Raw genomic sequence first — 25894 nt, 5'->3', positions numbered from 1 at the left:
CCCGAAAGCGACTAGATTCAAGCGTGTCGGACTCACTGCAGCGAGCCTTCGAGCACGAGCCATCATGCACGGACTGCTGACCGCTGGTCGCCAGCGATCAGCTCCGCGCACGACACGCCGAATGAAAGGACCACCCTCATGGCCGGATCCACTTTCAACCCCATTCGCGACATCGACCGCTTCTTCTCCGAGGTCACCAGGACACCCAACGCGGTCGGCCTGCCGATGGACCTCTTCCGCGACGGAGAGATGTTCGTGGCCCGCATCGACATGCCCGGCGTCGACCCGTCCAGCATCGATGTGGACGTCGAGGACCGCACGCTCACCGTCCGTGCCGAGCGCACCACGCTCGATCCGGAGCCGGAGGTCAAGTGGCTCACCCGCGAGCGTCCGACGGGGACGTTCGCCCGCCAGCTCACGCTGGGCAACCGCGTGGCGGTCGACCAGATCTCCGCGGAGTACGCCGACGGCGTCCTCTCGCTGACGATCCCGGTCGCCGACGATGCGAAGCCGCGGAAGATCTCCGTGGCGCACGCGGACAGCGCGCGCTCGAACACGGTCGTCTCCTCGGAGCAGCCACCGATCACCCCGTCAGCCTCCGGCGACTCCGCGCCGGAACTCTGAGCCGCACGGGCACACAGCCGCTCAGACATATAGACGCTCGGGCCAGACACACAGCGACTCAGACACACTGCCTCCGGGCGACACGGCGGACGGACGCATCATGCGTCCGTCCGCCGTCGTGTGTGCTCCCCCGGTCCTGACGTGACCCGGCGCAGGTCCGATGTGGCGCCGGGCTGGTCCGCTCAGACGCTTCGGTGCGCCACGTATGCGAGGCACAGGTAGGGCAGCTCGAACGTGTCCGGCTCCCCCGCTGCCGTGACGAGGCCGCCCGATTCGGCTGCGAGCCCGCGTCCCTCCCCTGCGAGGAACGAGCGGATGTTCGCCTCCACGCGCGCGCGGACCGTGGGTCCGCTGCGCAGCCAGTACGAGCGCGTCGCCGCCAGCTCGACCACGTCCTCCGTGCTCACGCGGGTGGTGAACGCGAACTCCGCTGCGAGTGGATCAGTGAACCCGACGAGCTCCGGACTCCACGCCGGTCGATAGACGTCGCCCGCATGCATGATGCGAGCCAGCCTGAGGACCCAATCGACGCGCACATCGAGCTGGTTCAGAACGATCGCCACAGCCCCGGTCGTTGTGAGCACGCGTTGGAACTCCGAGGCCGCCGCGACCGGGTCCATCCAGTGCCATGCCTGCGCGACCGCCACCAGGTCGACGGAGCCGTCGTCCAGCGGAAGCGACTCCGCGGTCCCGGTATGGGCCGGCTCCGGGTGCAGAGCGAGCAGCTCCGGATCCGGATCGATGCCGACCACCGACCATCCGCGAGCACGCAGTCCGGCTCCGAAGATGCCCGTTCCGGCGCCCACGTCCGCACAGCGTCCAGGCGCGGTGGTCTCCTCCGCCAGCCAGTCGTACACGGCGTCCGGATACCGGGGCCGCACCCGATCGTAGACCGCTGCAGACTCCCCGAACCGCGTGCCCACCGCCTCGCGGGTCGAGTGCACCACGGCGGGACGCACGGCTCGCTGTCCGGTACTCCCCCAGGAGCCGCTGTCCGGCGGTGAGGCGGATGACGACTGCGAGTTCACACGCTCTCGACGAGGGCGAAGTCGCTGTCCAACTCGGTGCTCAGTGCACGCAGCTGATCGACCAGCGCCTCGGCGAGCGGCACTCCGTTCTCCAGCCGCTCTGCCCGTGTGAGGAAGTCGCGGTCCCCCGTCGCCTGCACCGGCTCTGCGGCATCGAGCGGTTCCATCCCACGGATGGTGTCTCGCAGTTCGCGCACGTACTCCCCCGCATCCGTCGGAGCGCCGAAGGCAGCAGGATCGATGGCGAGGAAGAAGTAGCCGATGTCCTGGTACCCGTCGACGTTCCCCGGCTGTCCTGCGCCCGGAAGCGCCGCGGAGAGGATCTGGACCATCGTCGCGAGTGCGGAGCCCTTGTGCCCACCGGTGAAGAACCCCTGACCGCCCAGCGGCAGGAGCCCCACTCCCCCGTCCTTGCCGTACTCCAGGCGGGAATAGATCTCCTGCGCATCATGGATGGGCGCGCCGTCACCGTCGACGGCCCACTCCTCCGGGAGGTCCTCGCCGCGGAGTCCGTAGAGCTTGACCTTGTTGAGGGGAACCGTCGTCGTCGACATGTCGACCAGGACGGGCTCCTCCCCCGGGACGGGCGCGGCGAACGCGATCGGGTTCGTGCCCATGAGCGCGCCCTTGGCACGGTGCGGCACCTGCAGTGCGTTCGCAGTCGAGCACAGTGAGATGCCCATGAGTCCGGCCTCGGCCGCCATGCGCGCGTAGTAGCCCGCGGCGCCGTAGTGGTTCGTCTGCCCCACGACACCGATGCCCACGCCGAACGATTCCGCAGCCTCGATCGCGCTGGTCATGGCGAGGTGCGCGCCGGTGTGGCCGAAACCCCTCTTCCCGTCGACGCGGACGACCGCACCGAACGAGTGCGCGACCTCGGGCTCCGCGGTCGGATCGATGTGACCCTTCGCGATCTCCGAGGCGTAGTACGGAAGCATGGAGATCCCGTGGGAGTCGACTCCCATGAGGTCCGTGTCGTACATGACGTCCGTGCACACGGTGCGCGTGTGGTCATCAGCGCCGAACCCTCGGAGGGTCGAATCGATCTGGGCACGTACGGAAGCGGGGTCGAATCGTCTCATGTGAGCGAGACTACACAAACGGCGAGGCAGCAACACAAGCGTCTCTCCGGCACGAGCGAGGTCTCCTCCCGACCAGGCGGCAGACGACTAGGATTGGGGCGTACCGGTCCTCCTGCACTCCCCCGATTCGAAAGGGACCCGCGCATGTCGCTCAGTTCGCTCACCCCACAAGAGATCGCGTCGCGCCTCGAGAACGCCACGGCGGACTACGAGCGGTTCGCCGCGCGTGGACTCAGCCTGGACATCACGCGGGGCAAGCCGTCGGCGGCTCAGCTGGATCTCGCCGACGGCCTCCTCACTGCTGTCACGGGTGCCGACGCCGCGTCGGCGGACGGGACGGACACCCGCAACTACGGCGGCCTGCACGGACTCCCGGAACTGCGCGAGATCTTCTCGCCCCTCCTCTCAGTGCCCGCCGACCAGCTGCTCGCACAGGGCAATTCGTCTCTCACCCTCATGCGTGATGCGCTCGCCTTCGCGATGCTCCACGGGCGACCCGATTCGGCGGGCCCCTGGGCGGGGACCCCCGTGAGGATGCTGTGCCCCGTGCCGGGATACGACCGACACTTCGGCCTGGCGGAGGCCCTGGGCTTCGAACTCGTGCCGATCGCCACCGATGCGGAGGGCCCCGACATGGACCAGGTCGCGTCGCTCGTCGCGGACGATCCGACTGTCAAGGGCATCTGGGTCGTACCGGTCCACTCCAACCCGATCGGCGTCTCCATCTCGGAGCGCCGCACCCGTGAGCTGATGACCCTGCAGGCCGCAGCAGGCGATTTCACCGTGTTCTGGGACAACGCGTACGCGCTCCACCACCTGCGCGAGCCGCACCCGGAGCCGATCGATGTCCTGGGCATCGCAGCAGAGGCCGGCAACCCGGATCGACCTCTCGTGTTCGCCTCGACGTCCAAGATCACGCACGCCGGTGCCGGCGTCGCGTTCGTCGGCGGGTCCCCCACCATCGTCGACTGGTTCGCGCGCCACACCGCGGCCGGGGCGATCGGCCCGGACAAGATCAACCAGCTCCGGCACGCCCGCTTCTTCGGCTCCCCGGAGGGCGTCCGCAGCCACATGCGGAAGCACGCGGAGCTGCTCAACCCCAAGTTCGCCGCGGTGGACGAGATCTTCTCCCGCGAACTGGGTCCGGAGGACCTGGCCGCGTGGACGAAGCCGTCCGGCGGGTACTTCATCACGCTCGCGGTGCCGCCGGGCACCGCCTCCCACGTGGTGAAGCTGGCCGGCGAGGCCGGGGTCAAGCTGACGCCCGCGGGAGCCACGCATCCCCACGGCGTGGATCCGGATGATGCAGTCATCCGGATCGCGCCGACCATGCCTCCTCTCGAAGAGGTCGAGGCCGCGGCCGAGGTCGTCGCCGCCTGCGTGCGCGTCGCCGCCTATGAAGCGGTCGCGGCACCCCGCAGCTGAGCGCACGGGGAGCGCATGACGAAGGGTCCGGACCGATCGGTCCGGACCCTTCGTCATGCCATGGCACCGGCGGCTCTCCAGCGCGCTCTCAGCGCGTCGGAGGAACCGTCAGTGCGGACTCATCACCGCGGGTTCGTCACGTCGCGCTGTAGTCGTAGAAGCCGCGTCCGGTCTTCACACCGAGCAGTCCCGCATCGACCATGCGCGACAGGAGCACCGGCGGCTTCGCCGCCGGGTCGCCCGTCTCCTCGTAGATGCTCTGCCCGACGAACAGGCAGGTGTCCAGTCCCACCCTGTCGGCCAGTGCGATCGGGCCCATCGGGTGCGCACACCCGTTCACCATGCCGAGGTCGACGTCCTCCTTCGTCGCATGACCTGCTTCGACCATGCGGATCGCGGAGAACAGGAAGGGGATCAGCAGTGCATTGACGACGAACCCGGGGCGATCCGACGCACGGATCGTCACCTTGCCCAGCACATCGGTCGCGAAGGAGTCCATCGCGTCGACGACTGCCGGATCAGTGAGCTCGGAGACGACGAGTTCGACCAGCGGCTGGACGGGTGCCGGGTTGAAGAAGTGGATCCCCAGCACGCGGTCCGGTCGGCCGGTGGCCTGTGCGAAGCGGATGATCGGCATCGAGGACGTGTTCGATGCGAGGATCGCGTCCTTCGCCGTCACCACGGTGTCGAGCTCTGCGAAGATCGCCTTCTTCACGTCTTCGTTCTCGCTCGCCGCCTCGATGACCAGCTGGCGGTCCGCGAAGTCCGCCATGTCGACGGTGAAGTGCAGACGGGCCAGCGCGGCATCCCGGTCCTCAGCGGACAGCTTTCCGCGCTGCACGCCCTTCTCGAGGCTCTTCTCGATGCTGGTGCGGCCCGAGGCGATGGCCTCCTCGCTGATGTCGCGGACGACGACGTCGAGCCCCGCACGTGCGAGCACCTCTGCGATGCCGGATCCCATGAGTCCGGAGCCCACGACTCCGGCGCGTTCGATAGCCATATTCCCTCGTTTCTTCACGTCTGCGGGTCCGTCTGTGCCGTCTGGACCCGGTGCTTCGTCGGTGAGCGCCCTCTGTGGGGCCCTCGGTGTCAGGGAGTCAGAACCAGTCCGCCCGGCGGACTGCCGCCAGTGCTTCCCGCTTCCGCTCCTTGGGGAGGGTCTCGATGTAGACGGTTCCATCGAGGTGGTCGGTCTCGTGCTGCAGCATCTGCGCGAAGACTCCTTCGCCCTCGACGCGGATCGGCTCGCCGTCGACGTCGAATCCTTCGACGACGGCGAACTCCCACCGCGGAGTGGGGAACCAGAGACCCGGCACGGACAGGCAGCCCTCATCGATGTCGCGCTGCTCCCCGCCGGTCTGGACGACGACCGGGTTCACGACGTGTCCCACCCTGTCGTCGAGGTGGAAGGCGAAGATGCGCCTGTCCACCCCGATCTGCGGAGCGGCGACCGCCGCGCGCCCGTCCGGAGCCGCAGTGTCTGCGAGATCCCGGACGAGCACGCGCAGCGAGTCGTCGAACGAGGTGACCGGCGCGCACACCGTGCGCAGGACCGGATCGCCGTAGTGCCGGATAGGACGGTCAGCCATCGATCACGACGACGAGGTCGCCGCCCTCGAGCTGCTGGACCGGTCCGATCGCCAGTCGGGACACGGTTCCGTCCACATGCGAGGTGATGGAAGCCTCCATCTTCATGGCCTCGATCGTGGCAACCGTCTGGCCTGCCTTCACCGTGTCACCCGTCTCGACCTGGAGGGTGACGACGCCGGCGAACGGGCTGGCGACGTGACCCTGGTTGTCCGGGTCGGCCTTCTCTGCGGCGGCGACATCCACATCGACACTGCGATCACGGACGGAGATCGGACGCAGCTGACCGTTCAGGGTGCACATGATCGTCCGCATGCCGCGCTCATCGGCGGGTCCGACCGCCTGGATGCCGACCAGGAGCGCCTTGCCCTTGTCGATGACGACGCTGTACTCCGAGCCCTCCTCGAGTCCGTAGAGGTACAGCGACGTCTCCAGCACGGAGAGATCGCCGTACTGATCGCGCATCCGGCCGAACTCCTTGTGGGGCTGCGGGAACAGCAGCCTGTTGAGCGTGTCCTGGCGCGTCGTGCCCGACTCGTTCAGGAGCGCAGAGTCGTCGGCCTCGAGGTCCGCGGCAGGAGCCTTGTGCGTGCGTCCTTCGAGCGCCTTGCTCCGGAAGGGCTCGGGCCAGCCGCCCGGAGGGTCGCCCAGATCCCCGTTGAGGAAGCCGATGACCGAATCCGGCACGTCGAACTTCTGCGGGTTCTGCTCGAACTCATCCGGATCCGCGCCGACCGCCACGAGGTGGAGGGCGAGGTCCCCGACGACCTTGGACGACGGGGTGACCTTGACGAGGTGGCCGAGGATCCGGTCCGCGGCCTCGTACATCGCCTCGATCTCCTCGAACTTCTCCCCCAGGCCCAGAGCGACGGCCTGCTGACGGAGGTTGGAGAGCTGCCCGCCGGGGATCTCGTGGCGGTACACGCGCCCGGTCGGACCCGGGAGCCCGGACTCGAACGGCTTGTAGACGTTGCGCACAGCTTCCCAGAAGGGCTCCAGGTCTCCGACGGCGCTGAGGCTGAGGCCCGTGTCGCGCTCCGTGTTCTCCAGAGACGCCACGAGTGCCGACATGGACGGCTGGCTCGTGGTCCCGGACATCGCGGCGCTGGCTGCGTCGACGGCATCCGCACCCGCAGCGGATGCGGCGAGCAGAGTCGCGAGCTGTCCGCCGGCGGTGTCGTGGGTGTGGACGTGCACGGGGAGGTCGAAGTTCTCACGCAGTGCGGTGACGAGTGTGGTGGCCGCGGCCGGGCGCAGCAGTCCTGCCATGTCCTTCACAGCCAGGACGTGTGCTCCGGCTTCGACGATCTGCTCTGCGAGTCGCAGGTAGTAGTCGAGGGTGTAGAGCGACTCGTTCGGATTGGAGAGGTCGGACGTGTAGCAGAGCGCGACCTCGGCGACTGTCGTCCCGGTGGCGCGGACCGCGTCGATCGCCGGACGCATCTGCGACACGTCGTTGAGCGCGTCGAAGATGCGGAACACATCCACGCCCACGTCCGCCGCTTCGGCGACGAAGGCGTCCGTGACCTCAGTGGGGTACGGCGTGTACCCCACGGTGTTGCGGCCGCGCAGCAGCATCTGGAGATTGATGTTCGGCACCGCCGCACGCAGCTTCGCAAGACGCTCCCACGGATCCTCCGCGAGGAAGCGCAGTGCGACGTCGTACGTGGCTCCGCCCCAGGCCTCGATGCTCAGGAGCTCCGGGGTCATCTTCGAGACGTACTCCGCCGGAGTGACGAGGTCCTTCGTCCTCACGCGGGTGGCGAGCAGTGACTGGTGCGCGTCGCGGAACGTCGTGTCCGTGACCGCCAGCGCGGTCTGCTCGCGCAGTGCCCTGGCCCAGCCTTCGGGACCCAGCTCCTGGAGCTTCTGCCGGGAGCCTGCCGGCGCGGTCGCTCCGGCGAGCGATTCCGGCAGGGCGGGCAGCTTGTCGATGGGGTCGAGGGAGACCGGGGCCTCACCGTTGGGGCGGTTGACCGTCACATCGGCCAGGAACTCGAGGATCTTCGAGCCGCGGTCCGCGCCCACGCGGGCCTCGAGGAGGTGGGGATGATCGTCGATGAAGGACGTCGCGAGGTCGCCGTCGCGGAACTTCTTCTCTGCGAGGACTGCGCGCAGGAAGCCGATGTTCGAGGCGACGCCGCGGATGCGGAACTCCGCGAGCGCACGACGTGCACGATCGACCGCCTGTTCGAAGCTGCGGCCGCGGGTGGTGCACTTCACGAGCATGGAGTCGAAGTGCGCGGAGACCTCGGCACCCGCGTACGCGGTGCCGCCGTCCAGCCGCACACCCGCGCCGCCGGCGGACCGGTAGGCGGTGATCACTCCGGTGTCGGGGCGGAAGGAGTTGGTGGGATCCTCCGTCGTGATGCGGCACTGCAGCGCCGCGCCCTTGATCTGGATCATGTCCTGGGAGAGTCCCAGTTCGTCCAGTGTGCCGCCCGCTGCCACGAGCATCTGGGACTGGACGAGATCGATGTCCGTGATCTCCTCCGTCACCGTGTGCTCGACCTGGATGCGGGGGTTCATCTCGATGAAAGCGTGCTTGCCGGCGCGCGGACCCGCGGTCTCGAGGAGGAACTCCACGGTGCCCGCGTTCTGGTAGTCGATCTCACGTGCGAACTGGAGCGCGTCGCTCCGCAGCGCATCCGCCACCGCCGGGTCCAGGTTGGGCGCGGGTGCGATCTCCACGACCTTCTGATGACGGCGCTGGATGGAGCAGTCGCGCTCGAAGAGGTGGATCGCGTTCGAGTCGTTGTCGGCCAGCACCTGGACCTCGATGTGGCGCGGACGCTGCACCGCCTGCTCGATGAAGACGGTCGGGTCGCCGAAGGCGCCCTCCGCCTCTCGCATCGCCGCCTTGAGCGCCTCGAGCAGTCCGTCGTGGGAGTCGACGCGGCGCATACCGCGCCCGCCGCCGCCTGCCACGGCCTTGACGAACAGGGGGTACTCCATGTCCGCGGCCTGCTCGAGCAGTTCGTCGATGTCTGCCGACGGCGAGGTCGAGTCGAGGGTCGGAACGCCCGCTCGACGCGCCGCCTCCAGTGCATGGACCTTGTTGCCGGCCATCTCGAGCACGTCAGCGCGAGGGCCCACGAAGGTGATCCCGGCCTCTTCGCACGCGCGGGCCAGATCTGGGTTCTCGGAGAGGAAGCCATAGCCCGGGTAGACGGCGTCGGCTCCCGATTCCTTCGCCACGCGCATGATCTCGGAGACATCGAGGTAGGCCCGGACCGGGTGCCCCTCCTCTCCGATCTGGTACGCCTCATCGGCCTTCAGCCGATGCTCGGAGTTGCGATCCTCGTAGGGGAACACGGCCACGGTCTCCGCGCCGAGCTCGTAAGCAGCGCGGAAAGCACGGACGGCGATCTCGCCACGGTTGGCGACAAGCACCTTTCGGAACATTCGAACTCGTTTCTTCCGGCGCCGGTTCACGACGCGTCCTGCGGAACAGCCCCACTGTACAAGTGGTCGAGGACACAGCCTTCAGGGGGTGCACGGGCAGGGGCACGCCCGTGTCCGTGGCGTTGGCTACTGTGAAGCGCATGCGGATCCTCCACACCTCCGACTGGCACCTGGGCAGACGGCTGCACGGCGTCGACCTCACGGACGAGCACCGCGCATTCCTCGACTGGCTGCACGCGCTCGTCGACGAACGCGACATCGACGTCATCGCCATCGCCGGGGACGTCTACGACCGTGCGATCCCGCACCCGGACGCGCTGGGGCTCTGGGAGCACGGGATCGCAGGGCTCCTGGACCGGGGTGCACGGGTGGTCGCATCGAGCGGGAATCACGACTCGTTCGTCCGGCTGGGGCTCAATCGGCACCACCTCGAACGCGCCGGGGTGCACCTCCGCACCCACCTGTCGGACATCCGGCGGCCGGTGCGGATCGGGTTCGACGGAGCACTGCTCCCGAACGCGGATCCGACCCCGGGGGTCTCGATCCACGGGATCCCCTACCTCGAGCCCTCGCTCGTCTGGGAGCGCATGGACGCGGCACGCCGCACGCACGCGGCTGTTCTGAGCACGGCGATGGAGCGCATCCGGGCGCGCAGGGACTCCCACTCCCCCGATGACCGACTCGTCGTCCTGGCCCACGCCTTCGTCGCGGGGTCGACGTCGAGCGAATCCGAGCGCGATGTGTCTCTGGGCGATGTCGGTGTCACCCCCGCGTCCGTCTTCGACGACGCGGACTATGCGGCGCTGGGCCATCTCCACCGGCCGCAGGAGATCTCGGACCACGTCCGGTACAGCGGTTCTCCCCTGCCGTTCTCCTTCGGCGAGGCCCGCTTCTCTAAGGAGGTCGTCGAAGTCGAGTTCAGCGACTCGGGCGCGATCGGGAAGCCCCTGATCACGTCGCACCCGGTCCCCGAATTCCGGCCCGTGCGCACGCTGCGCGGCACACTCCACGACGTCGTGTCGCAGTCTGCGGACCACGAGGAGGCGCTCATCGCCGCAGAGCTCACCGACCCACAGCGCATCCCCGGGGCGGTCGACCGGCTGCGGGCCGCGTTCCCGGGATTCATCAGGATGTCGTGGACCCGACTCGACGAGCCGACCGGGACCTCGGCAGCGGGATCCGCCTCCACCGCGGTCGTCCGCACGGACGAAGAGGTCTTCGCGGACTTCCACCGTGCGCAGCGCGGGGGTCCGCCACCGCCTCAGATCCGCAGGCGGTTCGCCGACGCGCTGGCCCGGGTCCACGCGGCGGCAGGTCCCGCGGAAGGGTCGGTGTGACGGATGCGCCCCCACCAGCTGGTCATCGAGGGCTTCGGCCCCTTCCGAGACAGGCAGACGATCGATTTCGACGCGGTGTCCCACGATGGACTGTTCCTCATCTCCGGCCCCACGGGCGCCGGCAAGACGAGCATCCTCGACGCGCTCTGCTTCGCTCTCTTCAATACGGTCCCCGGCCCGCGTGGTTCCGCATCGGACCTGCGGTCCCACCTCGCCGCACCCCACGACCCGACGCGCGTCGAACTCGTCTTCAGCGCGGGCGGCCGCCGCTTCCGCATCGAGCGGGTCCCGCAGCACCTGCGCCCGCGCAAGCGCGGGTCGGGGATGACGACCCAGCAGCACACCGTCGCGCTGGCGGAATGGGTCGAGGGCGAATGGGCCGGCATCTCCCGCACTGCGCAGGAGACGCAGTCGTTCCTGGACGGCATCCTCGGCCTGAACGCGGCCCAATTCACCAAGCTGGTGGTCCTGCCGCAGGGTGATTTCGCCGCCTTCCTCCACGCGGACCCGGCCGAACGCGAAGCGATCCTCGAGAAGCTGTTCGCCACGGAGCACTTCCAGGCGGTGGAACGCGTGCTCGCCGATCGGGCGACGGACGCGCGACGCACCACGGAGCAGGAATCCCAGCGTCGACGGTTCGCGGTCGAAGCCGCCGCGGAATCCTCCTGGGAGGCTCTGGTCGTTCCCGATGCGGCCCCCGGCGTGATCGACGCCCTCGCGTTCCTGGGCGCGGCAGCGGTCATCGCCGACGAGCGCGCGGAATCCGCCGACCTCACCGCACAGCTCGCAGACCGACTGGCTGCGAGCGCGACGGACACGGCCCAGTCCTGGAGGCAGCGTGCTGAGGATCGCGCGGCACTCTCAGCCCTGCTCCAGGACGAGGCCGCGTGGAACGAGGAGTCCGGCGAACGCGAATCCCTGCGCAGAGAGCTGGAGCGCGCACGTGCGGGACAGGCACTCGGGACTCACCTGACCGCAGTGCGACGTGCAGGAACCGAAGCCGAACGCATGGAAACCGCAGCACAGCGCGCGGAGCGCTCCGCGGTCACTGCGCTGCCGACGGATGCGCGTGTCCGCCTCGAGGACCTGACAGACTCCGAGATCGCGACGGCCCGGGCTCATCTCGAGCGCACGGAGGACCGGCTGCGCCGACATGCGCAGCTCGAGGAACGCAGTGCCGTCACCGGCTCAGCCGCAGCGACTGCTGCGACGGAGCTCGACGGCGCGAAGGCCCTCCTCTCAGCGCTGCGGAAGGATGAGGACGAGCTCCGGACCCGCGCAGAGGATCTGCGGAGCAGCCATGACGCGCTCGAGGAGACGGCATCATCGCGGGATCGGCTCCGCGAACAGGAGCGCCTGGCCGCCGCTGTGCGCACCGCCCTCGCCCAGCGCGATGCGGCGCACGAACACGGCCTCAGCACGATGCAGCGCGCGGAGCAGACGGCCCATGCCCTCACAGCGACCCGTCGTGCCATGCGCAGGGACAGTGCCGGGACCCTCGCGGGGCTCCTGCAGGCCGACCAGCCGTGCCCGGTCTGCGGATCCTGCGACCACCCTGACCCCGCCGTGCCGGCCGACGGGGGTCCCACGTCTGATGATGAGGCGCGCGACGAAGCCGCGGACACAGCGGCACGATCCGCCCATGCCGCAGCGCGGGCCTCGCTCGCGGCAGCGGAATCGGCACTCGAACGGACCCGCACTGAGGCAGAGGGGATCGACGAGGACATCCTCGCGTCACGCTTGGCCGCCGCGGAGGACGCCGCGACGGACCGCGCACGGCTGAAGACCGAACTCGCGCAGGCGGCGGACGGACTGCGCGCGCTGAAGCTCCGGATCGACGAGGCCCAGACCGCGCTGACCACGGCAGAGACGACCAGCCGTCTCGCAGCGACAGCACATGCGGAAGCACGCAGCAGGCTGGAAGAGGTCTCCGACGCAGACACGACAGCATCGCCTGTCGCATGGCAGCGGATCGGCCTCGAGCATCCTGTCGATCTCCGCGCAGCAGACAGAATGCGGAAGGCGCTGGAGGGATTCGATCGTGCACGCACCGCGTGGGTGAGCGTACGGCAGACGGCTGAAGCGGCTCGCCGTGATGCTCGCGTGCGCAGAGAAGAGCTCCTCGATGCACTCCGGGACTCTCCGTTCGCAGACGTCGAAGCACTCGAAGCGGCCGCGGCCCTCCCCCTGGACCGCCTGGAGGCGCAGGTCGAGGAGCAGCGGTCCCGCGCCTCCCGGCTCGCTCTGCGCAGGGAATCCGATGTCATCCGTCGTGCACTGACCGACTCAGCTCAGGATGCGGAGCTCGCCGAATCCTCTGCGCGCACCGCGGCACACGCAGAATCCCTGCAGGCGCGCTCCCATGCGGCGGCGCAGCGCGCAGCGGTCGTACGGGCCGCAGCGGTGCGCGCCCACGATGCCTACTCGCAGGCCGCAGCCGACCGCGCGGAGAATGAGGCTCAGGTCGAAGAGCTGCTGCGGGACATCGACGCCGCAGAGCTCGTCCTCGGCACCAGCTCTGACGCGGCGAGCCGCATGTCGCTGTCATCCTTCGCGCTCGCCTCGCTCTTCGAGGACGTTGCCGCACACGCCTCAGACAGGCTGGTCGACATGACCGCCGGACGCTATCGCCTCGCCCATGACCTGGAACGGCGTCGGGGGGAACGCCGCTCGGGGCTGGGGCTGAAGATCATCGACCTCTTCACGGAGGAGTCGCGCGACCCGCGCACGCTGTCAGGGGGCGAGGGCTTCATGGCGTCTCTGGCGCTCGCGCTTGGCATGGCCGACACGGTGCGCGGAGCAGCAGGCGGCATCGACCTCGATGCCCTGTTCCTCGATGAGGGATTCGGCACACTGGACCCGGATGCGCTGAGCGACGTCCTGGCGGTGCTGGACCGTCTGCGCACGGGTGGCCGAACGATCGGCATCATCTCCCACGTCGCGGAACTCCAGCAGGCGATCACCACCCGGATCATGGTCGAACCGAGCGCACTCGGCGCGAGTGTCCGCCTCGAGTCCCCACAGGACGGTTCACACGAATGACACGCCAGGTCGGGCGGGTTGCCCACGGGAAATGCGACCGCGATCGGTTACGGTAGATAGCGTGCTCGTCATCAGTGTCTCAAGCCTCAAAGGCGGCGTCGGGAAGACTTCGGTCGCCCTCGGCCTGGCCTCCGCCGCCCACAACCGCGGCCTGCCCACGCTCGTCGTGGACATGGATCCGCAGGCGGACGCGTCCACTGGCCTCGATGTTCCGGTGACCACACCGCTCGACATCGCGGACGTCCTCGCCGCTCCGAAAGCCAAGATCATGTCGCAGGCGATCGTGCCGTCGGGATGGTCGGGCGGAGCGAAGGGGGCACTCGACGTGATCCCCGGCAGTCCGCGATCGGCGGAGTTCGACCGCCCCACGATGTCCGAGCGGTTCCTCCGCCGGCTCAAGGACGCGCTCGCGACTGTGAGCGACGACTACCGACTCGTCATCATCGACTGCCCGCCCTCGATGAACGGCCTCACACGCGCGGCGTGGATGGCGAGCCAGCGCGTCGCCGTCGTCACCGAGCCGGGGCTCTTCTCCGTCGCGGCCGCTGACCGTGCACTCCGCGCAGTCGCAGAGCTGCGCCGCCGGGGGGCGCCGGACCTGCAGCCGCTCGGCATCATCGCGAACCGCGTCAGGACGAAGTCCCGTGAGCACTCCTTCCGCGTCGATGAGATGCGGGAGATGTTCGGCCCCCTCCTGCTCACTCCCCCGCTGTCGGAGAGGACGGTGCTCCAGCAGGCCCAGGGATCCGCACGTCCGATCCACTCGTGGCCGGGGCAGGCCGCCAGTGAGCTCGCCGGTTCCTTCGATGCGCTTCTGGACCGGGGGCTGCGCACATCGACCATGCGGTCGCGCGGGAATCCCCGCGATGCACAGGTTCCGAATGCGCCGGCAGTCGACGCGCAGGCCGGTGAAGCACCGGTCGGCGAAGCGCGGGCGGGTGCTGTGCAGGCCGATGACGTGCAGGCCGCGCAGCAGCCCACCACGGATGTGTCTGAGCAGATTCCCGCAGACTCTTCAGCGCCGGGTGCCGAAGAGCAGGACAGCACGAATCCCTTCACCGATGATTCCGCTTCCAGCACAGGCACCCCTGCCACGGAGGATGCAGAGGAGGCCCCGCGTCGGCCTCGCACGCGCCACTGAGCCACACGACCCTCCGCGTCACAGGTCCTCGCTCTCCCTCTCCTGTAGGACTCTCATTCGCCCTCCCCAGGGACGGCGAATGAGGGTCCTTCTCGCGTGGCGGCACAACCGCGGGCACGCGCCGCAGCGGCCTGATCGCCACGAGGCGCGACATGCTTCCGCACACGACTGAGGGCGCCTGCCGCTTCCCGGCCAGGCGCCCTCAGTTCTGTGATTCTCCGTGTCCTCTCGAGCTCAGCCGAGCGGACGGTGATCCATCAGCCCGCTGACTTCTGTGCCCTGCGCATGGCGAGTTCGTCCACCTCGACGATCTCATCGTCAGGCCGTTCGCTCGGAAGTTCGGAGAGTGTGCCCTGCACTTCGCGCCAGACGTGTCCCACAGCGATGCCGAAGACACCTTGGCCGCCCTGCACGAGGTCGATGACCTCATTGGCCGATGTGCACGCGAACACGGACGAACCGTCGCTCATGAGCGTGATCTGGGAGAGGTCTTCGACGCCCTGCCCCTGCAGGTGGCTGACTGCGACGCGGATCTGCTGGAGCGAGACGCCGGCGTCCAGGAGCCGCTTGACGATCTTGACGACGAGTACGTCGCGGAAGCTGTAGAGGCGCTGCGATCCGGATCCGGTGGCGGCCCTGATCGACGGGACGATGAGCGAGGTGCGTGCCCAGTAGTCGAGCTGGCGGTATGTGATGCCGACGACGCTGCAGACCGTCGGTCCGCGGTATCCGGCCTCATCATCGAGGGCCGGGATGTCGTCGTCGAAGAGGAGCCCCTGCGCGTCGCGCGGCAATGACTCCATCTGCATCGATTCCTGTTCAGAGCGGTTCACACCGACTCCTCCTTTTCACCCCAGGGGGAAGCGGGGCGCAAGCGGCGGTGAGCTGGTGCAGACGATTCTACACCTCTCGACCCCTGCGCCGGGGTTGTGGGCACATCACGAAGGTATGGGGCGAGGCGGCGCGGGTCACGCATGCAGGCTGTAACGATTCTGCGTGTCGCCGTTATAGGAGTAATCGAACATGGGTCCGACAGTCCGTCACTCCCGGTCAGCGGGCGTGCCACGGGGGCTCTCGTCCTGTTGAGCGGACTCCGCGGTCCGCGTCGATGTCAGCAGGGTCGTCGTGTGCGCCGTCGCGTAGGTGTCGCTGTACTCCTGGCCCGACAGCCGCATGATCTCGTACATCACCTCGTCCGTGGCCGCGCGGAGCACATGCCTGTCGTCGGAGCGGCCCTCGAAGCGCGAGAAGTCCAGCGGCTCACCGAAGACCACGCCCACGCGGCGTATCCGCGGAATGTTCTTCCCCTTGGGCTGCACCGCGTCGGTGCCGATGAGGGCTGCCGGGACGACCGGCACGCCTGCCGCGATCGCGAGACGTGCGACACCCGTCCTGCCCCTGTGGAGTCGGCCGTCGGGGCTCCTGGTGCCCTCGGGATAGATGCCCAGGAGGGAACCGGACTGCAGCACGTCCAGTCCGGCACGGAGCGAGTTCTCCGAACCGGAGCCGCCGCTTCGGTCCATTGGAAGCTGATTCGTGAGCTGGAAGAACCAGCGCTGAGCACGGCCGCGGACACCCGGCCTGGTGAAGTAGTCGTTCTTCGCCAGATAGACCACGGGGCGGGGCACCGCGATGGGCACGAAGATGGAATCGATGAAGGACAGGTGATTCGCCGCGATGATCGCCCCGCCGTCTGCGGGGACGTGCTGGAGGCCGCGAGTCCATGGTCGGAAGAGGATGCGCAGGATGGGGCCCACGACGATGCGCTTGAGCAACCAGTAGAACACTCCCGACCTGCTTCCGTTCGGTGGACTGCGACATGCGACAGCGGCTCACCACCACTATATGGGCGTGGACGGCCGGTCCACCCCTCTGCCGACTCGAGGCTCGTGTGGGATGCTGAGACCATGGCCTCGCACGATACGCACCGCCAGTCGCAGACCGCTCCTGATGACGGGATCTCGCTGCCTCCGGACTCTCCGCACTCGGCGTGGCATCAGCGCGGGAGCGCTGCGCTGCCGGCGATCCTGCTGCTCCACGGGTTCACCGGCAGCCCGTCCTCGATGCGACCGCTCGCAGAATCGCTGTCGGACACCTCCGCGACACTGAGTATTCCGCGACTGCCGGGCCACGGCGGCACATGGCAGCAGCTCCGGAAGACGGGCTGGGATCAGTGGCGACAGGCAGCGATCGCAGCGTACGACGAGGCGGCGGACGAGCATCCGGGAGTCATCGTCGTCGGTCAGTCCATGGGAGGGGCGCTCGCGCTGGCACTCGGCATCGACAGGCGCCCCGAGGCGATCGTCACAGTCAATCCAGCGCTGCACGTCGACTCGCCCCTCGCTCCTGCGCTGCCGCTCCTGTGGCCGTTCGTCGCAACGATCCCCTCCATCGGAGGGGACATCGAGAAGCCCGGAGTCATCGAGGGCGCCAACGATCGGACCCCAGTGCGGGCGGTCGCGAGCATGCACCGCGGTCTGGCGGGCCTCCGCGAAGAGCTTTGGATGATCGACTGTCCCGTCACCGTCTGCCTGTCGGGGCGAGACGGTGTCGTCTCCCCGCGCTCCTTCAGGACGCTGCGCAGTCGCCTCAGCAGTTCCGCGCGCACGGTCGCGCTGCGTCGCAGCCGCCACGTGGCGACCCTCGACCACGACGCGGACGTCATCGCCGGGGAGATCCGCAGAGCGCTGCAGGAGTCCGCCGGAGGTGCTGCATGACCTCAGAACCGAACGATCGCAGCGGATCCGACGACGAGGGAGACCCGGACGACGACCTCACTCCGGAGACGGAGTCGCTTCCGGCCGACGAGCGGGTCGATGATTCCACGTGGTCGTCGTTCGTGGACAACATCACCTGGCACACCTCTCCGGCGCCGGACATCCCGCCCGACGAGGTGCGCGAAGCACTCGACGACGAGGAATGGATCGCGCCCGAACCGGAGCCGATCGGGTGGCGCACGACGTCCCCCTCCCTCGTCCTCGGGCTCATCGGCGCCCTCGGCGGGGCCTTCGCACTGTTCATCATCGCCATCTTCCTGCGCCCCGTGCCGGGATGGCTCCTGCTGGTCACCATCGCGGTGACCGTCGGCTCCGCAGTCGTGCTCTTCACCCATCTGCCGCAGCGGCGCGACCCCTTCTCCGACGGTCGTGAGGTGTGAGGCGTCGCCGGGCGTAGAGCCCATCCGGGCGGGCCGATTCCTGTGTCCGTGCCCCGTGCGACCATGGACGCCATGCCGTCCTTCGATCGCAGCCGCACGCACACCCGTGGCGGCCAGCTGTCCCTCGCCGACCTCGGCACACCCCTGCACGACGTCGACTTCGTCGTCGTCGACCTCGAGACCACCGGGGCGCACTCGGCTGACAATGCGATCACGGAGATCGGTGCGGTGCGGGTCCGCGGCGGCGACGTGCTCGGCGAATTCCAGTCGCTCGTACGTCCGGTCGGTTCCGCCATCTCACCGTTCGTCGCACGGCTGACGGGGATCACCAACAGCATGGTCGCGGATGCTCCGCGCATCGAAGCCGTGCTGCCGAGCTTCCTCGAGTTCATGCGGGGCGCTGTCCTCGTCGCCCACAACGCGCCGTTCGACGTCGGCTTCCTGCGCGCGGCCTGCACTCGACTGGACTACACGTGGCCGGCCCCGAAGGTCCTCGACACAGTCACCCTCGCGCGCAGGGCGCTGCCCCGCACAGAGGTCCGCAACCACAAGCTCGCCACGCTCGCAGCCTTCTTCGGCACCGACACGGACCCGGATCACCGGGCGCTGTCGGATGCACGCGCCACAGTCGGCGTCCTGCACGGCCTGTTCGAGATCTACGGCTCGCATGGCATCGTGACGCTCGAAGACCTCTCGACGGTCCGGACCACCGGCTGGTCGCGGCGACGGCAGAAGACCCATCTCGCGGACGGTCTCCCCCACGCACCCGGCGTCTACACATTCCTCGACGGATCGCGCAGGGTGCTCTACATCGGCTCCAGTGGGAACATGCACTCGCGCGTGCGCTCGTACTTCACAGAATCGGAGACCCGCGGTCGGATGACGGAGATGGTCACCGCAGCGCAGGAAGTCTCACCGCTGCTGTGCGCGACCGTGCTCGAAGCGCGTGTGAGGGAAGTGCGGCTGATCGGTGAACTCGAGCCGCCGTACAACAGGAGATCCAAACGACCGGAGAAGCGCCACTGGCTGACCGAGACTCGAGAGGACTTCCCCCGCCTCTCCGCGGTGCGCTCGCTCACCCGCGAACGGGTCGACTCGGCCCGCATCCTGGGGCCCTTCCGGTCCGCCGCGTCCGCTCGCGCCGCCAAGCAGCTGCTCGAAACGGTCTTCCCACTCAGATCCTGCACCGCTTCACCCGCTTCTGCTCGGTTCGCACCCTGCGCCGCAGCCCAGGTTGGGCGCTGCCACGGTCCGTGCGCGGGACAGACGGACCCTGCCGAATACGCACATTCCCTCGCCGGACTCAGAGCACTCTTCAACGGCGATCCAGGGCAGTTCCTCGCCGGGGCCCGGCAGCGGATCTCCGACCTCGCCTCGCAGGAGAGGTTCGAGGCGGCGGCAGAGGTCCGCGACTCCGTCGGCGGGCTCCTCCACTCGACAGCGGGGCTCAGCACACGCACCTCACTGCGGTCGATCACGGAGATCGTCGCCGCCGAACGGAGGGAGGACGGTGGCTGGGACCTCGCCGTGATCCGCCACGGTCGACTCGCCGCCGCCGGATCGAGCCATCGAGGAGTCAGCCCGTACCCAGCGATCGACGCACTCCTGCTGTCAGCCGAATTCGTTCCGCCTCACGACCCGGTCACCCAGCTGACCACTGATGAGGAGACCGATCTTCTGGTCTCCTGGCTCTCGAACGGAACGACGCGGCTGGTGCGGAGCAGCAGCGCGTGGTCACAGCCCGCGCACGGCTTCGAAGCCGCACGCTTCGCCTGGACACGGCTCGTCCGGCCCGTCAGCTGACAGCCCGGATTCCCGGGACAGGCGCTCACCCCTCAGCGAGGCGGGTGGACGCTTCGATCATCGCGCCGAGCTTGCCCGCTGCAGCACCGGAGTCCAGTGCGTCCTTCGAGACTGCGAACGAGGCCGCAAGGCGATCGACCAGCGAACCGTCGACATCCGACGATGCCGCGACGAGCGCTGCCGCAGCATTGAGGAGCACGATGTCGCGCACGGGTCCGTGCTCTCCCTCAAGGGTGCGGCGCATCACGTCGGCATTGAACGATGGGTCGCCTCCGCGCAAGTCAGCCTTGGTCGCACGCGGCAGGCCCAGGTCACGCGCATCGATCGCCTGCTCGACGACGTCGCCGTTCCGCACCTCCCAGACGTCTGTGACCGCGGTCGTGCTGAACTCATCGAGTCCGTCACGGGACCGGAAGACCAGAGCCGAGTCTCCGCGCGCAGCGAGCACGCCGGCGACCAGAGGCGCCATCGCAGGGTCGGCGACCCCGATCGCCGTCGCGCGCGTGCGCGCAGGGTTTGTGAGAGGGCCGAGGATGTTGAAGGCGGACGGCACTGCGATCTGCTTCCGCACAGGCGCGATGAATCGCATCGCCGGGTGGTAGACGTTCGCGAAGGCGAACGCCATACCGACCTCATGGGCAAGGGCCACGGACTGCTCAGGGGTGAGGTCGAGCGCGAGTCCGAGCACCTCCAGGACGTCTGCCGATCCGGACGCCGAGGACGTCGCGCGGTTGCCGTGCTTCACCAGCCGCTGGCCCGTTCCTGCGATCACGAAGGACGCGGTCGACGACACATTCACCGTCTTCGCACGGTCACCGCCGGTACCGACGATGTCGACGGCGTCGGACAGTCCTGGAAGGTCCACGGCGTGGGCATACATCGCGCGCACCAGTCCAGAGATCTCATCGACGGTCTCGCCCTTGCCGTGATGGGCCACGAGGAACGCAGCCATCGTCACATCAGGGACGTTCCCCCCCATGATCTGGTCCATCGCCCACGCGGCGGTGTCCGCATCCATGTGCTTGCCGTCCATCAGACCCATCAGCAGATCCGGCCATTCCCTCACCCCTGTGATGCCGTCGACTGCTCCGTCGACGGCAGGTTGCTGGGGATGGGGCGCGGCGGTCGTGGACACGGAGGTCTCCTCGCGAAGTGATCTGTGGACCCCGTCATCGTAACGGCGCGGGACCGCCCGCCGACGCGCGGGTCCACTCCCCGGAACACGCTGGAGACGGACCGACGAGCGACCCTGGAGCAGCCCGACCGCGTCCCGACCCGGAGAGGCGCGCCACACCGACGACATATTTCCCATCGATCTCACAGGCTCCGATCCGCGCCAACATGCGGTTCTTGCTACACGCTGTAGAAGAAGCAGGCCGTACAACCTGTGTACAAGGTGAATTCCGCCTGCAAAACGGGTAATAATGGGGGCGTGTCAACCGTAGCTGCATCTCCCTCAGCGCCAGTTCGTCCCGCTGTGAACAGGCCAGACTCGACAACCGTCGGGATGATTGTCTGGCTGGCCAGCGAGCTGATGTTCTTCGCCGCGCTCTTCGCCATGTACTTCACGCTGCGCTCCGTCGTGCCCGAAATGTGGGAGGTGGAGACCGCAAAACTCGACGTGCCGTACGCGACGGTGAATACCCTCATCCTCGTGTCCTCGTCCTTCACCTGCCAGATCGGCGTGTGGAAGGCCGAGCACAGCTTCAAGCCGTACCGCACGGGCGGGCTGTTCAACATCAAGTCCTGGGGCATGGTCGAGTGGTTCTTCCTCACCTTCGTCCTGGGATCGGTGTTCGTCGCCGGTCAGGTCATGGAGTACGCGACGCTCGTCTCGCACGGCATCGCCATCAACTCCAACGGGTACGGCTCGGCCTTCTACCTCACCACCGGATTCCACGGACTCCACGTTCTGGGCGGGCTGATCGCCTTCCTGTTCGTGATCGGTCGTGCCTACGGCGCCAAGCGGTTCGGTCACCGTGAGGCGACCTTCGCCACGTGCGTCTCGTACTACTGGCACTTCGTGGACATCGTGTGGGTCGCGCTGTTCCTGATCATCTACGCGATCCAGTGATCAGCACCTCAGCCCGCGACCACGTCAGATCAGAAAAGGACTCTCAGTGAAGCTACTCGCCGCTCGCCGTCGGCATCCGATGGCCCTCGTCGTCCTTCTGCTGGTGGGCATGCTGCTCACCGGCGGCGCGTACTCGCTCTTCACCGGCAACACGACCGCGAATGCCGAGGAATACAGCACTGCTCAGGTCGAAGAGGGACAGAAGCTCTTCGTCTCGAACTGTGCGACCTGCCACGGCATGAACGCAGAAGGTTCCGAGAACGGTCCGAGCCTGATCGGCGTCGGCGCTGCCGCTGTCGACTTCCAGGTGAGCACCGGCCGCATGCCGCTGCAGATGCACGGTCCGCAGGCACAGGTGAAGGAGCCTCAGTTCTCCGAAGAGGAGATCGCAGCGATGGCGGGCTACGTCGCCTCGCTGGGCCCCGGACCCGCCGTTCCGGATGAGGAATGGCTCAACACCGCTGAGGGCGATTCCGCTGCCGGCGGTGGCCTCTTCCGCACGAACTGCGCGATGTGCCACAACGTCGTCGGCTCCGGCGGTGCTCTGACACGCGGCAAGTACGCGCCCAATCTCTCCGAGGTCTCCGAGAAGCACCTCTACGAGGCGATGCAGACCGGGCCGCAGAACATGCCGATCTTCAATGACGCGAACCTGACCCCCGAAGAGAAGCGGGACGTCATCACGTACGTCCGCGAGGTCTCCGAGACCCCGTCCGCGGGTGGCTTCAAGCTCGGCTCGCTGGGACCTGTGGCGGAGGGCCTGTTCATCTGGTTCTTCGGATTGGCAGGCGTCATCGGCATCACGGTATGGCTCACAGCCCGCTCCAAATGAGCATCAAGTCTTTATCCGCAACGAGTACTAGACGAGGAAGCGAATGACCTCGATTGAGAGCAGCGGCGGCCAGGGCGGCCAGCTCGCGGAGATGAACGGGTTCGCGAACCCGGGCCTTCCCGAGCACAAGCCGCGCATCACCGACAGCAGCCCGACCGCAGAGCGCCTCGCTGAGCGCCAGATCGCAGCTTGGTTCATCGTCTCGATGATCGGCACCATCTGGTTCATCGTGGCCTACTTCCTGTTCCCCGTCGGGGATTCTGGAGCGCTGGTCCGCATCCACACGATGGCCATCGGCCTCGGCGCTACAGCGGCACTCGCCGGCATCGGCATCGGCATCATCCTCTGGGCGAAGACCCTGGTCACCGATGCGGAGATCGTCGAGGACCGCCACGACAAGGGCGGCGGGACAGAAGAGGACCAGGCCATTGCCCTGGAGATCCTCAACCAGGCGAAGGACGAGTCCGGCATCGCGCGGCGTTCGCTCATCCGGAACACGCTCATCGCTGCGGTGGCCATCGCGCCGCTGCCCGCGATCCTCGTGTTCCGCGACCTGGGTCCGCTCCCCGGCGACAAGCTCTTCACCACGCTCTGGGGCCCAGGAGTCCGGCTCTGCAAGGACATCGGGATGATCCCGGAGCAGAGTGACATCATGCCGATCAGGGCCGCTGATGTGACGATCGGCTCTGCGTTCCACGTGATCCCGGAGAACCTCCGCGACTCCGGCCACCCGCTCGACGAGAAGGCCAAGGCAGCCGTGCTGCTCATGCGCGTCGATCCGAATGAGCTGAACACGGATCCGGACCGCGAGTCCTGGGGCGTCGATGGAATCGTCGCCTACTCCAAGGTGTGCACGCACGTCGGCTGCCCCGTCGCGCTGTACGAGCACCAGACGCATCATCTGCTCTGCCCGTGCCACCAGTCGACCTTCGACGTCACGAACCACTGCAAGGTGATCTTCGGGCCTGCGAAGCGGCCGCTCCCCCAGCTGCCCATCGCAGTCGACGACGAAGGCTACCTCGTCGCCCAGTCTGACTTCACGGAACCTGTGGGACCGACCTTCTGGGAGATCAACACTCGGGAGACGAACGCATGAGCACCACACAGCAGACCAACAGGGCCACCGCGATCGTCGGAGACGTCGCGCAGTGGACGGAGGACCGCACAAGCGCATCGAAGGCCGTGCGAGAATTCGGTCGCAAGATCTTCCCGTCGCACTGGTCGTTCATGCTCGGCGAGGTGGCGCTGTACAGCTTCGTCATCCTCGTGCTCACCGGTACGTTCCTCACGTTCTGGTTCAAGCCGGCGATGGCCGAAGTCATCTACAACGGTCCTTGGACACCGCTGCGCGGTGTGACGATCTCCGAGGCGTACCAGTCGACTCTCGAGATCTCGTTCGAGGTCCGAGGCGGTCTCTTCATCCGCCAGATGCACCACTGGGCGGCTCTTCTCTTCATGGCGGGTCTGTCCATCCACGCGCTGCGCGTCTTCTTCACCGGCGCGTTCCGCAAGCCGCGTGAGCTCAACTGGGTCATCGGCATCGTTCTGTCGATGGTCGGCCTCGGTGCCGGCTTCACCGGCTACTCCCTGCCTGACGACCTGCTCTCCGGCAACGGTCTGCGGATCATCGATGGCCTCCTGAAGTCCATCCCGCTCGTCGGCACCTACATCTCGTTCTTCCTGTTCGGTGGCGAATTCCCCGGCATCGACATCGTGTCGAGACTCTATTCGCTGCACATCATGATCCTTCCGGCGGTGCTCATCGCACTCATCGGCGTGCACATGATGTTCCTCGTGATCCACAAGCACACGCACTGGGCCGGCCCGGGGCACACAGAGAAGAACGTCGTGGGCGAGCCGGTTCTGCCGTCGTTCGCGGCGAAGGCCGGCGGGTTCTTCTTCATGATCTTCGCGGTCATAGCATTCATATCGGCGCTCTTCACGACGAACCCGATCTGGAACTACGGCCCGTACGACCCCTCCCCCGTCTCCGCCGGCACCCAGCCGGACTGGTACGTCGGATGGGCAGACGGCATCCTCCGCATCATGCCGGGATGGATGGAGTTCTACATCTTCGGCTACCCCATCAGCCTGAACATCAATATCGCGATCATCATCATGATGGGCTTCTGGGGCATCGCAGCGATATGGCCGTGGATCGAATCGTGGCTGCTGAAGGATAGGCGCGAGCACCACATCCTCGATCGTCCCCGCAATGCGCCGACCCGTACGGCACTCGGTGTCGCAGCGGTCGTCTGGTACGCGGTGATGTGGGCGGGCGCTTCGGGTGACCTCGTGGCAGTCTTCTTCCACATGTCCCTGAACGACATGATCTACATCTTCCGAGTGCTCTTCATCGTCGGACCGTTCATCGCCTTCTTCCTCACGCGCCGCATCTGCATCAGTCTGCAGCGCAAGGATCGCGAGCTCGTTCTGCACGGACACGAGTCGGGACACATCATCCGTCTGCCCCACGGTGAGTTCCAGGAGCGTCACATTCCGCTCACGCCTCACGAGAGCTGGAAGCTGACCGCCTTCGAGGCACCGCCGGCTATCCCGGCGCAGCCTGGAGCCAAGGGCAAGGTGTCCGGTCTCGAGCGAGTGCGTGCCGCGATGGCGAAGTACTTCTACGAGGAGCGCGTCACCCCGGTGACCAAGGCTGAGCTCGACGCCGCCCATGGAGACCACCATGGTGAGGTCGAGGGTGACGACCACCGCGACCACAGCGCAGGCCTCGAGAAGTAAGGTCTGACCGCACTCTCAGCGCGCTGCGCTGAAGGGGGTCAGAACAGGTGCCATACCTGTTCTGACCCCCTTCTGCGTGCCACTACTCCCCCACGCGCCCTTCCACACCCGCGGCGAACACGCCTCGAGCACCTCACAGAACGCGCGACAGAACTCGAGCCACCAGCTTTCATCAGAGCGCATAGCAAAGAAGTCGTGCGGTCTGATGAAACGCTGTGGCTCGCGGGTCGTCTGCCATGTCTCCGGACATCGGTGACAATTCTGCCTCAGGAGACCGGTGACACTCCATGTCTCACGACTCCCGTGACGCTCCGGGATCCGTCCCTCGTCGGTCTCCACGCACGCCGCTCGCTTCTGGACCCGGCTCCGGGGCGCAGCCAACCGCCGGAGTTCACACGGACAGGTGAAGGTCCCTGCAGGCAAGCCAAGCGCCGACCCCACCGGAATCTTCGATGAGCTCCTGCGTGGTCCGGTCCTCATGACGATGACTCCGTGGCCGGTTGAGGCCACCGTCTCTTGCCCTCAGCCTCCCGGCCCGAAGTCCGAACGATTCTCCACAGCGGTGAGGATCTGGGTCAGTAGATGAAGGTCTGAAGGCCACCTGATCGTGCC

20 protein-coding genes are annotated in these 25894 nt (G+C 67.6%); 12 read left to right on the top strand and 8 right to left on the bottom strand.

Features of this window, described 5'->3' with window-relative positions; all coding sequences use genetic code 11:
• The first annotated feature begins 138 nt into the window (after positions 1 to 138).
• Complete coding sequence (locus FM105_RS06445; RefSeq protein ID WP_087006506.1) at positions 139 to 624, top strand: Hsp20/alpha crystallin family protein; 486 nt, start codon at positions 139 to 141, stop codon at positions 622 to 624.
• Positions 625 to 806: 182 nt separating this feature from the next.
• Here the strand turns inward: FM105_RS06445 and FM105_RS06440 are convergent, their stop codons facing one another.
• Both FM105_RS06440 and FM105_RS06435 read right to left on the bottom strand, forming a co-directional pair.
• Complete coding sequence (locus tag FM105_RS06440) at positions 807 to 1583, bottom strand: class I SAM-dependent methyltransferase (RefSeq protein WP_087006504.1); 777 nt, start codon at positions 1581 to 1583, stop codon at positions 807 to 809.
• A 65-nt stretch (positions 1584 to 1648) separates the two neighbouring features.
• The gene (locus FM105_RS06435) at positions 1649 to 2734 is read right to left on the bottom strand and encodes an Ldh family oxidoreductase (RefSeq protein ID WP_087006502.1); all 1086 of its coding nucleotides are present in this window, start codon (positions 2732 to 2734) and stop codon (positions 1649 to 1651) included.
• A 144-nt stretch (positions 2735 to 2878) separates the two neighbouring features.
• Between FM105_RS06435 and FM105_RS06430 the strand changes: the two genes are divergently transcribed.
• Positions 2879 to 4159: an aminotransferase class I/II-fold pyridoxal phosphate-dependent enzyme gene (locus FM105_RS06430; protein WP_087006500.1), complete on the top strand. Its 1281-nt coding sequence runs from the start codon at positions 2879 to 2881 to the stop codon at positions 4157 to 4159.
• Positions 4160 to 4295: 136 nt separating this feature from the next.
• On the opposite strand, the gene FM105_RS06425 is transcribed toward FM105_RS06430, so the two are convergent.
• The 3 genes from FM105_RS06425 to FM105_RS06415 all read right to left on the bottom strand — a co-directional run bounded on the left by FM105_RS06425 (position 4296) and on the right by FM105_RS06415 (position 9151).
• A complete protein-coding gene (locus FM105_RS06425; RefSeq protein ID WP_087006498.1) occupies positions 4296 to 5159 on the bottom strand; it encodes a 3-hydroxybutyryl-CoA dehydrogenase in 864 nt (287 codons plus the stop codon).
• Positions 5160 to 5256: 97 nt separating this feature from the next.
• Positions 5257 to 5748 (bottom strand): peptide deformylase, encoded by a 492-nt coding sequence (gene def / locus FM105_RS06420; RefSeq protein WP_087006496.1) that lies wholly within the window; start codon positions 5746 to 5748, stop codon positions 5257 to 5259.
• On the bottom strand, positions 5741 to 9151 hold the full coding sequence (locus tag FM105_RS06415) for a pyruvate carboxylase (protein WP_087006494.1): 3411 nt from the start codon (positions 9149 to 9151) through the stop codon (positions 5741 to 5743). Before FM105_RS06415 ends, def begins: the two co-directional genes overlap by 8 nt.
• 140 nt (positions 9152 to 9291) lie before the next feature.
• Between FM105_RS06415 and FM105_RS06410 the strand changes: the two genes are divergently transcribed.
• The 3 genes from FM105_RS06410 (at position 9292) to FM105_RS06400 (ending at position 14671) form a co-directional block, all read left to right on the top strand.
• Positions 9292 to 10488, top strand: a complete 1197-nt coding sequence (locus FM105_RS06410; RefSeq protein WP_087006492.1) for an exonuclease SbcCD subunit D — start codon at positions 9292 to 9294, stop codon at positions 10486 to 10488.
• Between the two features lie 3 nt (positions 10489 to 10491).
• Positions 10492 to 13530: an AAA family ATPase gene (locus FM105_RS06405; protein WP_087006491.1), complete on the top strand. Its 3039-nt coding sequence runs from the start codon at positions 10492 to 10494 to the stop codon at positions 13528 to 13530.
• Between the two features lie 61 nt (positions 13531 to 13591).
• Entirely contained in the window at positions 13592 to 14671 is a 1080-nt protein-coding gene (locus tag FM105_RS06400; RefSeq protein WP_087006489.1) for a ParA family protein, read from the top strand.
• A 257-nt stretch (positions 14672 to 14928) separates the two neighbouring features.
• Here the strand turns inward: FM105_RS06400 and FM105_RS06395 are convergent, their stop codons facing one another.
• Complete coding sequence (locus FM105_RS06395) at positions 14929 to 15480, bottom strand: MerR family transcriptional regulator (protein ID WP_218777922.1); 552 nt, start codon at positions 15478 to 15480, stop codon at positions 14929 to 14931.
• A 231-nt stretch (positions 15481 to 15711) separates the two neighbouring features.
• Positions 15712 to 16458 (bottom strand): lysophospholipid acyltransferase family protein, encoded by a 747-nt coding sequence (locus tag FM105_RS06390; protein ID WP_087006483.1) that lies wholly within the window; start codon positions 16456 to 16458, stop codon positions 15712 to 15714.
• 120 nt (positions 16459 to 16578) lie between these two features.
• On the opposite strand from FM105_RS06390, the gene FM105_RS06385 reads away from it, so the two are divergent.
• The 3 genes from FM105_RS06385 to FM105_RS06375 all read left to right on the top strand — a co-directional run bounded on the left by FM105_RS06385 (position 16579) and on the right by FM105_RS06375 (position 19631).
• Entirely contained in the window at positions 16579 to 17388 is an 810-nt protein-coding gene (locus tag FM105_RS06385) for an alpha/beta hydrolase (protein WP_087006481.1), read from the top strand.
• Complete coding sequence (locus FM105_RS06380; protein WP_087006479.1) at positions 17385 to 17828, top strand: hypothetical protein; 444 nt, start codon at positions 17385 to 17387, stop codon at positions 17826 to 17828. Before FM105_RS06385 ends, FM105_RS06380 begins: the two co-directional genes overlap by 4 nt.
• 72 nt (positions 17829 to 17900) lie before the next feature.
• Positions 17901 to 19631: a DEDD exonuclease domain-containing protein gene (locus FM105_RS06375; RefSeq protein ID WP_087006477.1), complete on the top strand. Its 1731-nt coding sequence runs from the start codon at positions 17901 to 17903 to the stop codon at positions 19629 to 19631.
• Positions 19632 to 19656: 25 nt separating this feature from the next.
• On the opposite strand, the gene trpD is transcribed toward FM105_RS06375, so the two are convergent.
• Positions 19657 to 20673, bottom strand: a complete 1017-nt coding sequence (gene trpD / locus FM105_RS06370; protein ID WP_087006605.1) for an anthranilate phosphoribosyltransferase — start codon at positions 20671 to 20673, stop codon at positions 19657 to 19659.
• 390 nt (positions 20674 to 21063) lie between these two features.
• On the opposite strand from trpD, the gene ctaE reads away from it, so the two are divergent.
• From ctaE to qcrB, 4 genes are read left to right on the top strand one after another with little or no spacing between them, the layout of a single operon-like run.
• On the top strand, positions 21064 to 21705 hold the full coding sequence (ctaE, locus tag FM105_RS06365; protein ID WP_444861021.1) for an aa3-type cytochrome oxidase subunit III: 642 nt from the start codon (positions 21064 to 21066) through the stop codon (positions 21703 to 21705).
• 46 nt (positions 21706 to 21751) lie between these two features.
• On the top strand, positions 21752 to 22537 hold the full coding sequence (qcrC, locus tag FM105_RS06360) for a cytochrome bc1 complex diheme cytochrome c subunit (protein WP_087006474.1): 786 nt from the start codon (positions 21752 to 21754) through the stop codon (positions 22535 to 22537).
• Positions 22538 to 22580: 43 nt separating this feature from the next.
• Positions 22581 to 23633 carry a cytochrome bc1 complex Rieske iron-sulfur subunit gene (gene qcrA / locus FM105_RS06355; RefSeq protein WP_087006472.1) on the top strand — a complete coding sequence of 351 codons (1053 nt, stop codon included), beginning with the start codon at positions 22581 to 22583 and terminating at the stop codon, positions 23631 to 23633.
• Complete coding sequence (gene qcrB, locus FM105_RS06350; RefSeq protein WP_087006470.1) at positions 23630 to 25282, top strand: cytochrome bc1 complex cytochrome b subunit; 1653 nt, start codon at positions 23630 to 23632, stop codon at positions 25280 to 25282. Before qcrA ends, qcrB begins: the two co-directional genes overlap by 4 nt.
• Positions 25283 to 25894: the final 612 nt, after the last annotated feature.

Source organism: Brevibacterium yomogidense (genome assembly GCF_900163715.1).
GTDB lineage: Bacteria > Actinomycetota > Actinomycetes > Actinomycetales > Brevibacteriaceae > Brevibacterium > Brevibacterium yomogidense_A.
This window is presented reverse-complemented; position numbering and strand designations above follow the sequence as displayed.

Bases quoted from the DNA above. Each gene is read 5' to 3' on its own strand.
- FM105_RS06425 (WP_087006498.1), bottom strand. From the start codon at position 5,159: ATGGCTATCGAACGCGCCGGAGTCGTGGGCTCCGGACTCATGGGATCC.
- FM105_RS06380 (WP_087006479.1), top strand. From the start codon at position 17,385: ATGACCTCAGAACCGAACGATCGCAGCGGATCCGACGACGAGGGAGAC.
- FM105_RS06435 (WP_087006502.1), bottom strand. From the start codon at position 2,734: ATGAGACGATTCGACCCCGCTTCCGTACGTGCCCAGATCGATTCGACC.
- FM105_RS06395 (WP_218777922.1), bottom strand. From the start codon at position 15,480: ATGCAGATGGAGTCATTGCCGCGCGACGCGCAGGGGCTCCTCTTCGAC.
- FM105_RS06415 (WP_087006494.1), bottom strand. From the start codon at position 9,151: ATGTTCCGAAAGGTGCTTGTCGCCAACCGTGGCGAGATCGCCGTCCGT.
- qcrB (WP_087006470.1), top strand. From the start codon at position 23,630: ATGAGCACCACACAGCAGACCAACAGGGCCACCGCGATCGTCGGAGAC.
- FM105_RS06385 (WP_087006481.1), top strand. From the start codon at position 16,579: ATGGCCTCGCACGATACGCACCGCCAGTCGCAGACCGCTCCTGATGAC.
- trpD (WP_087006605.1), bottom strand. From the start codon at position 20,673: ATGGGTCTGATGGACGGCAAGCACATGGATGCGGACACCGCCGCGTGG.
- FM105_RS06410 (WP_087006492.1), top strand. From the start codon at position 9,292: ATGCGGATCCTCCACACCTCCGACTGGCACCTGGGCAGACGGCTGCAC.
- qcrA (WP_087006472.1), top strand. From the start codon at position 22,581: ATGACCTCGATTGAGAGCAGCGGCGGCCAGGGCGGCCAGCTCGCGGAG.
- def (WP_087006496.1), bottom strand. From the start codon at position 5,748: ATGGCTGACCGTCCTATCCGGCACTACGGCGATCCGGTCCTGCGCACG.
- FM105_RS06445 (WP_087006506.1), top strand. From the start codon at position 139: ATGGCCGGATCCACTTTCAACCCCATTCGCGACATCGACCGCTTCTTC.
- FM105_RS06430 (WP_087006500.1), top strand. From the start codon at position 2,879: ATGTCGCTCAGTTCGCTCACCCCACAAGAGATCGCGTCGCGCCTCGAG.
- FM105_RS06405 (WP_087006491.1), top strand. From the start codon at position 10,492: ATGCGCCCCCACCAGCTGGTCATCGAGGGCTTCGGCCCCTTCCGAGAC.
- FM105_RS06375 (WP_087006477.1), top strand. From the start codon at position 17,901: ATGCCGTCCTTCGATCGCAGCCGCACGCACACCCGTGGCGGCCAGCTG.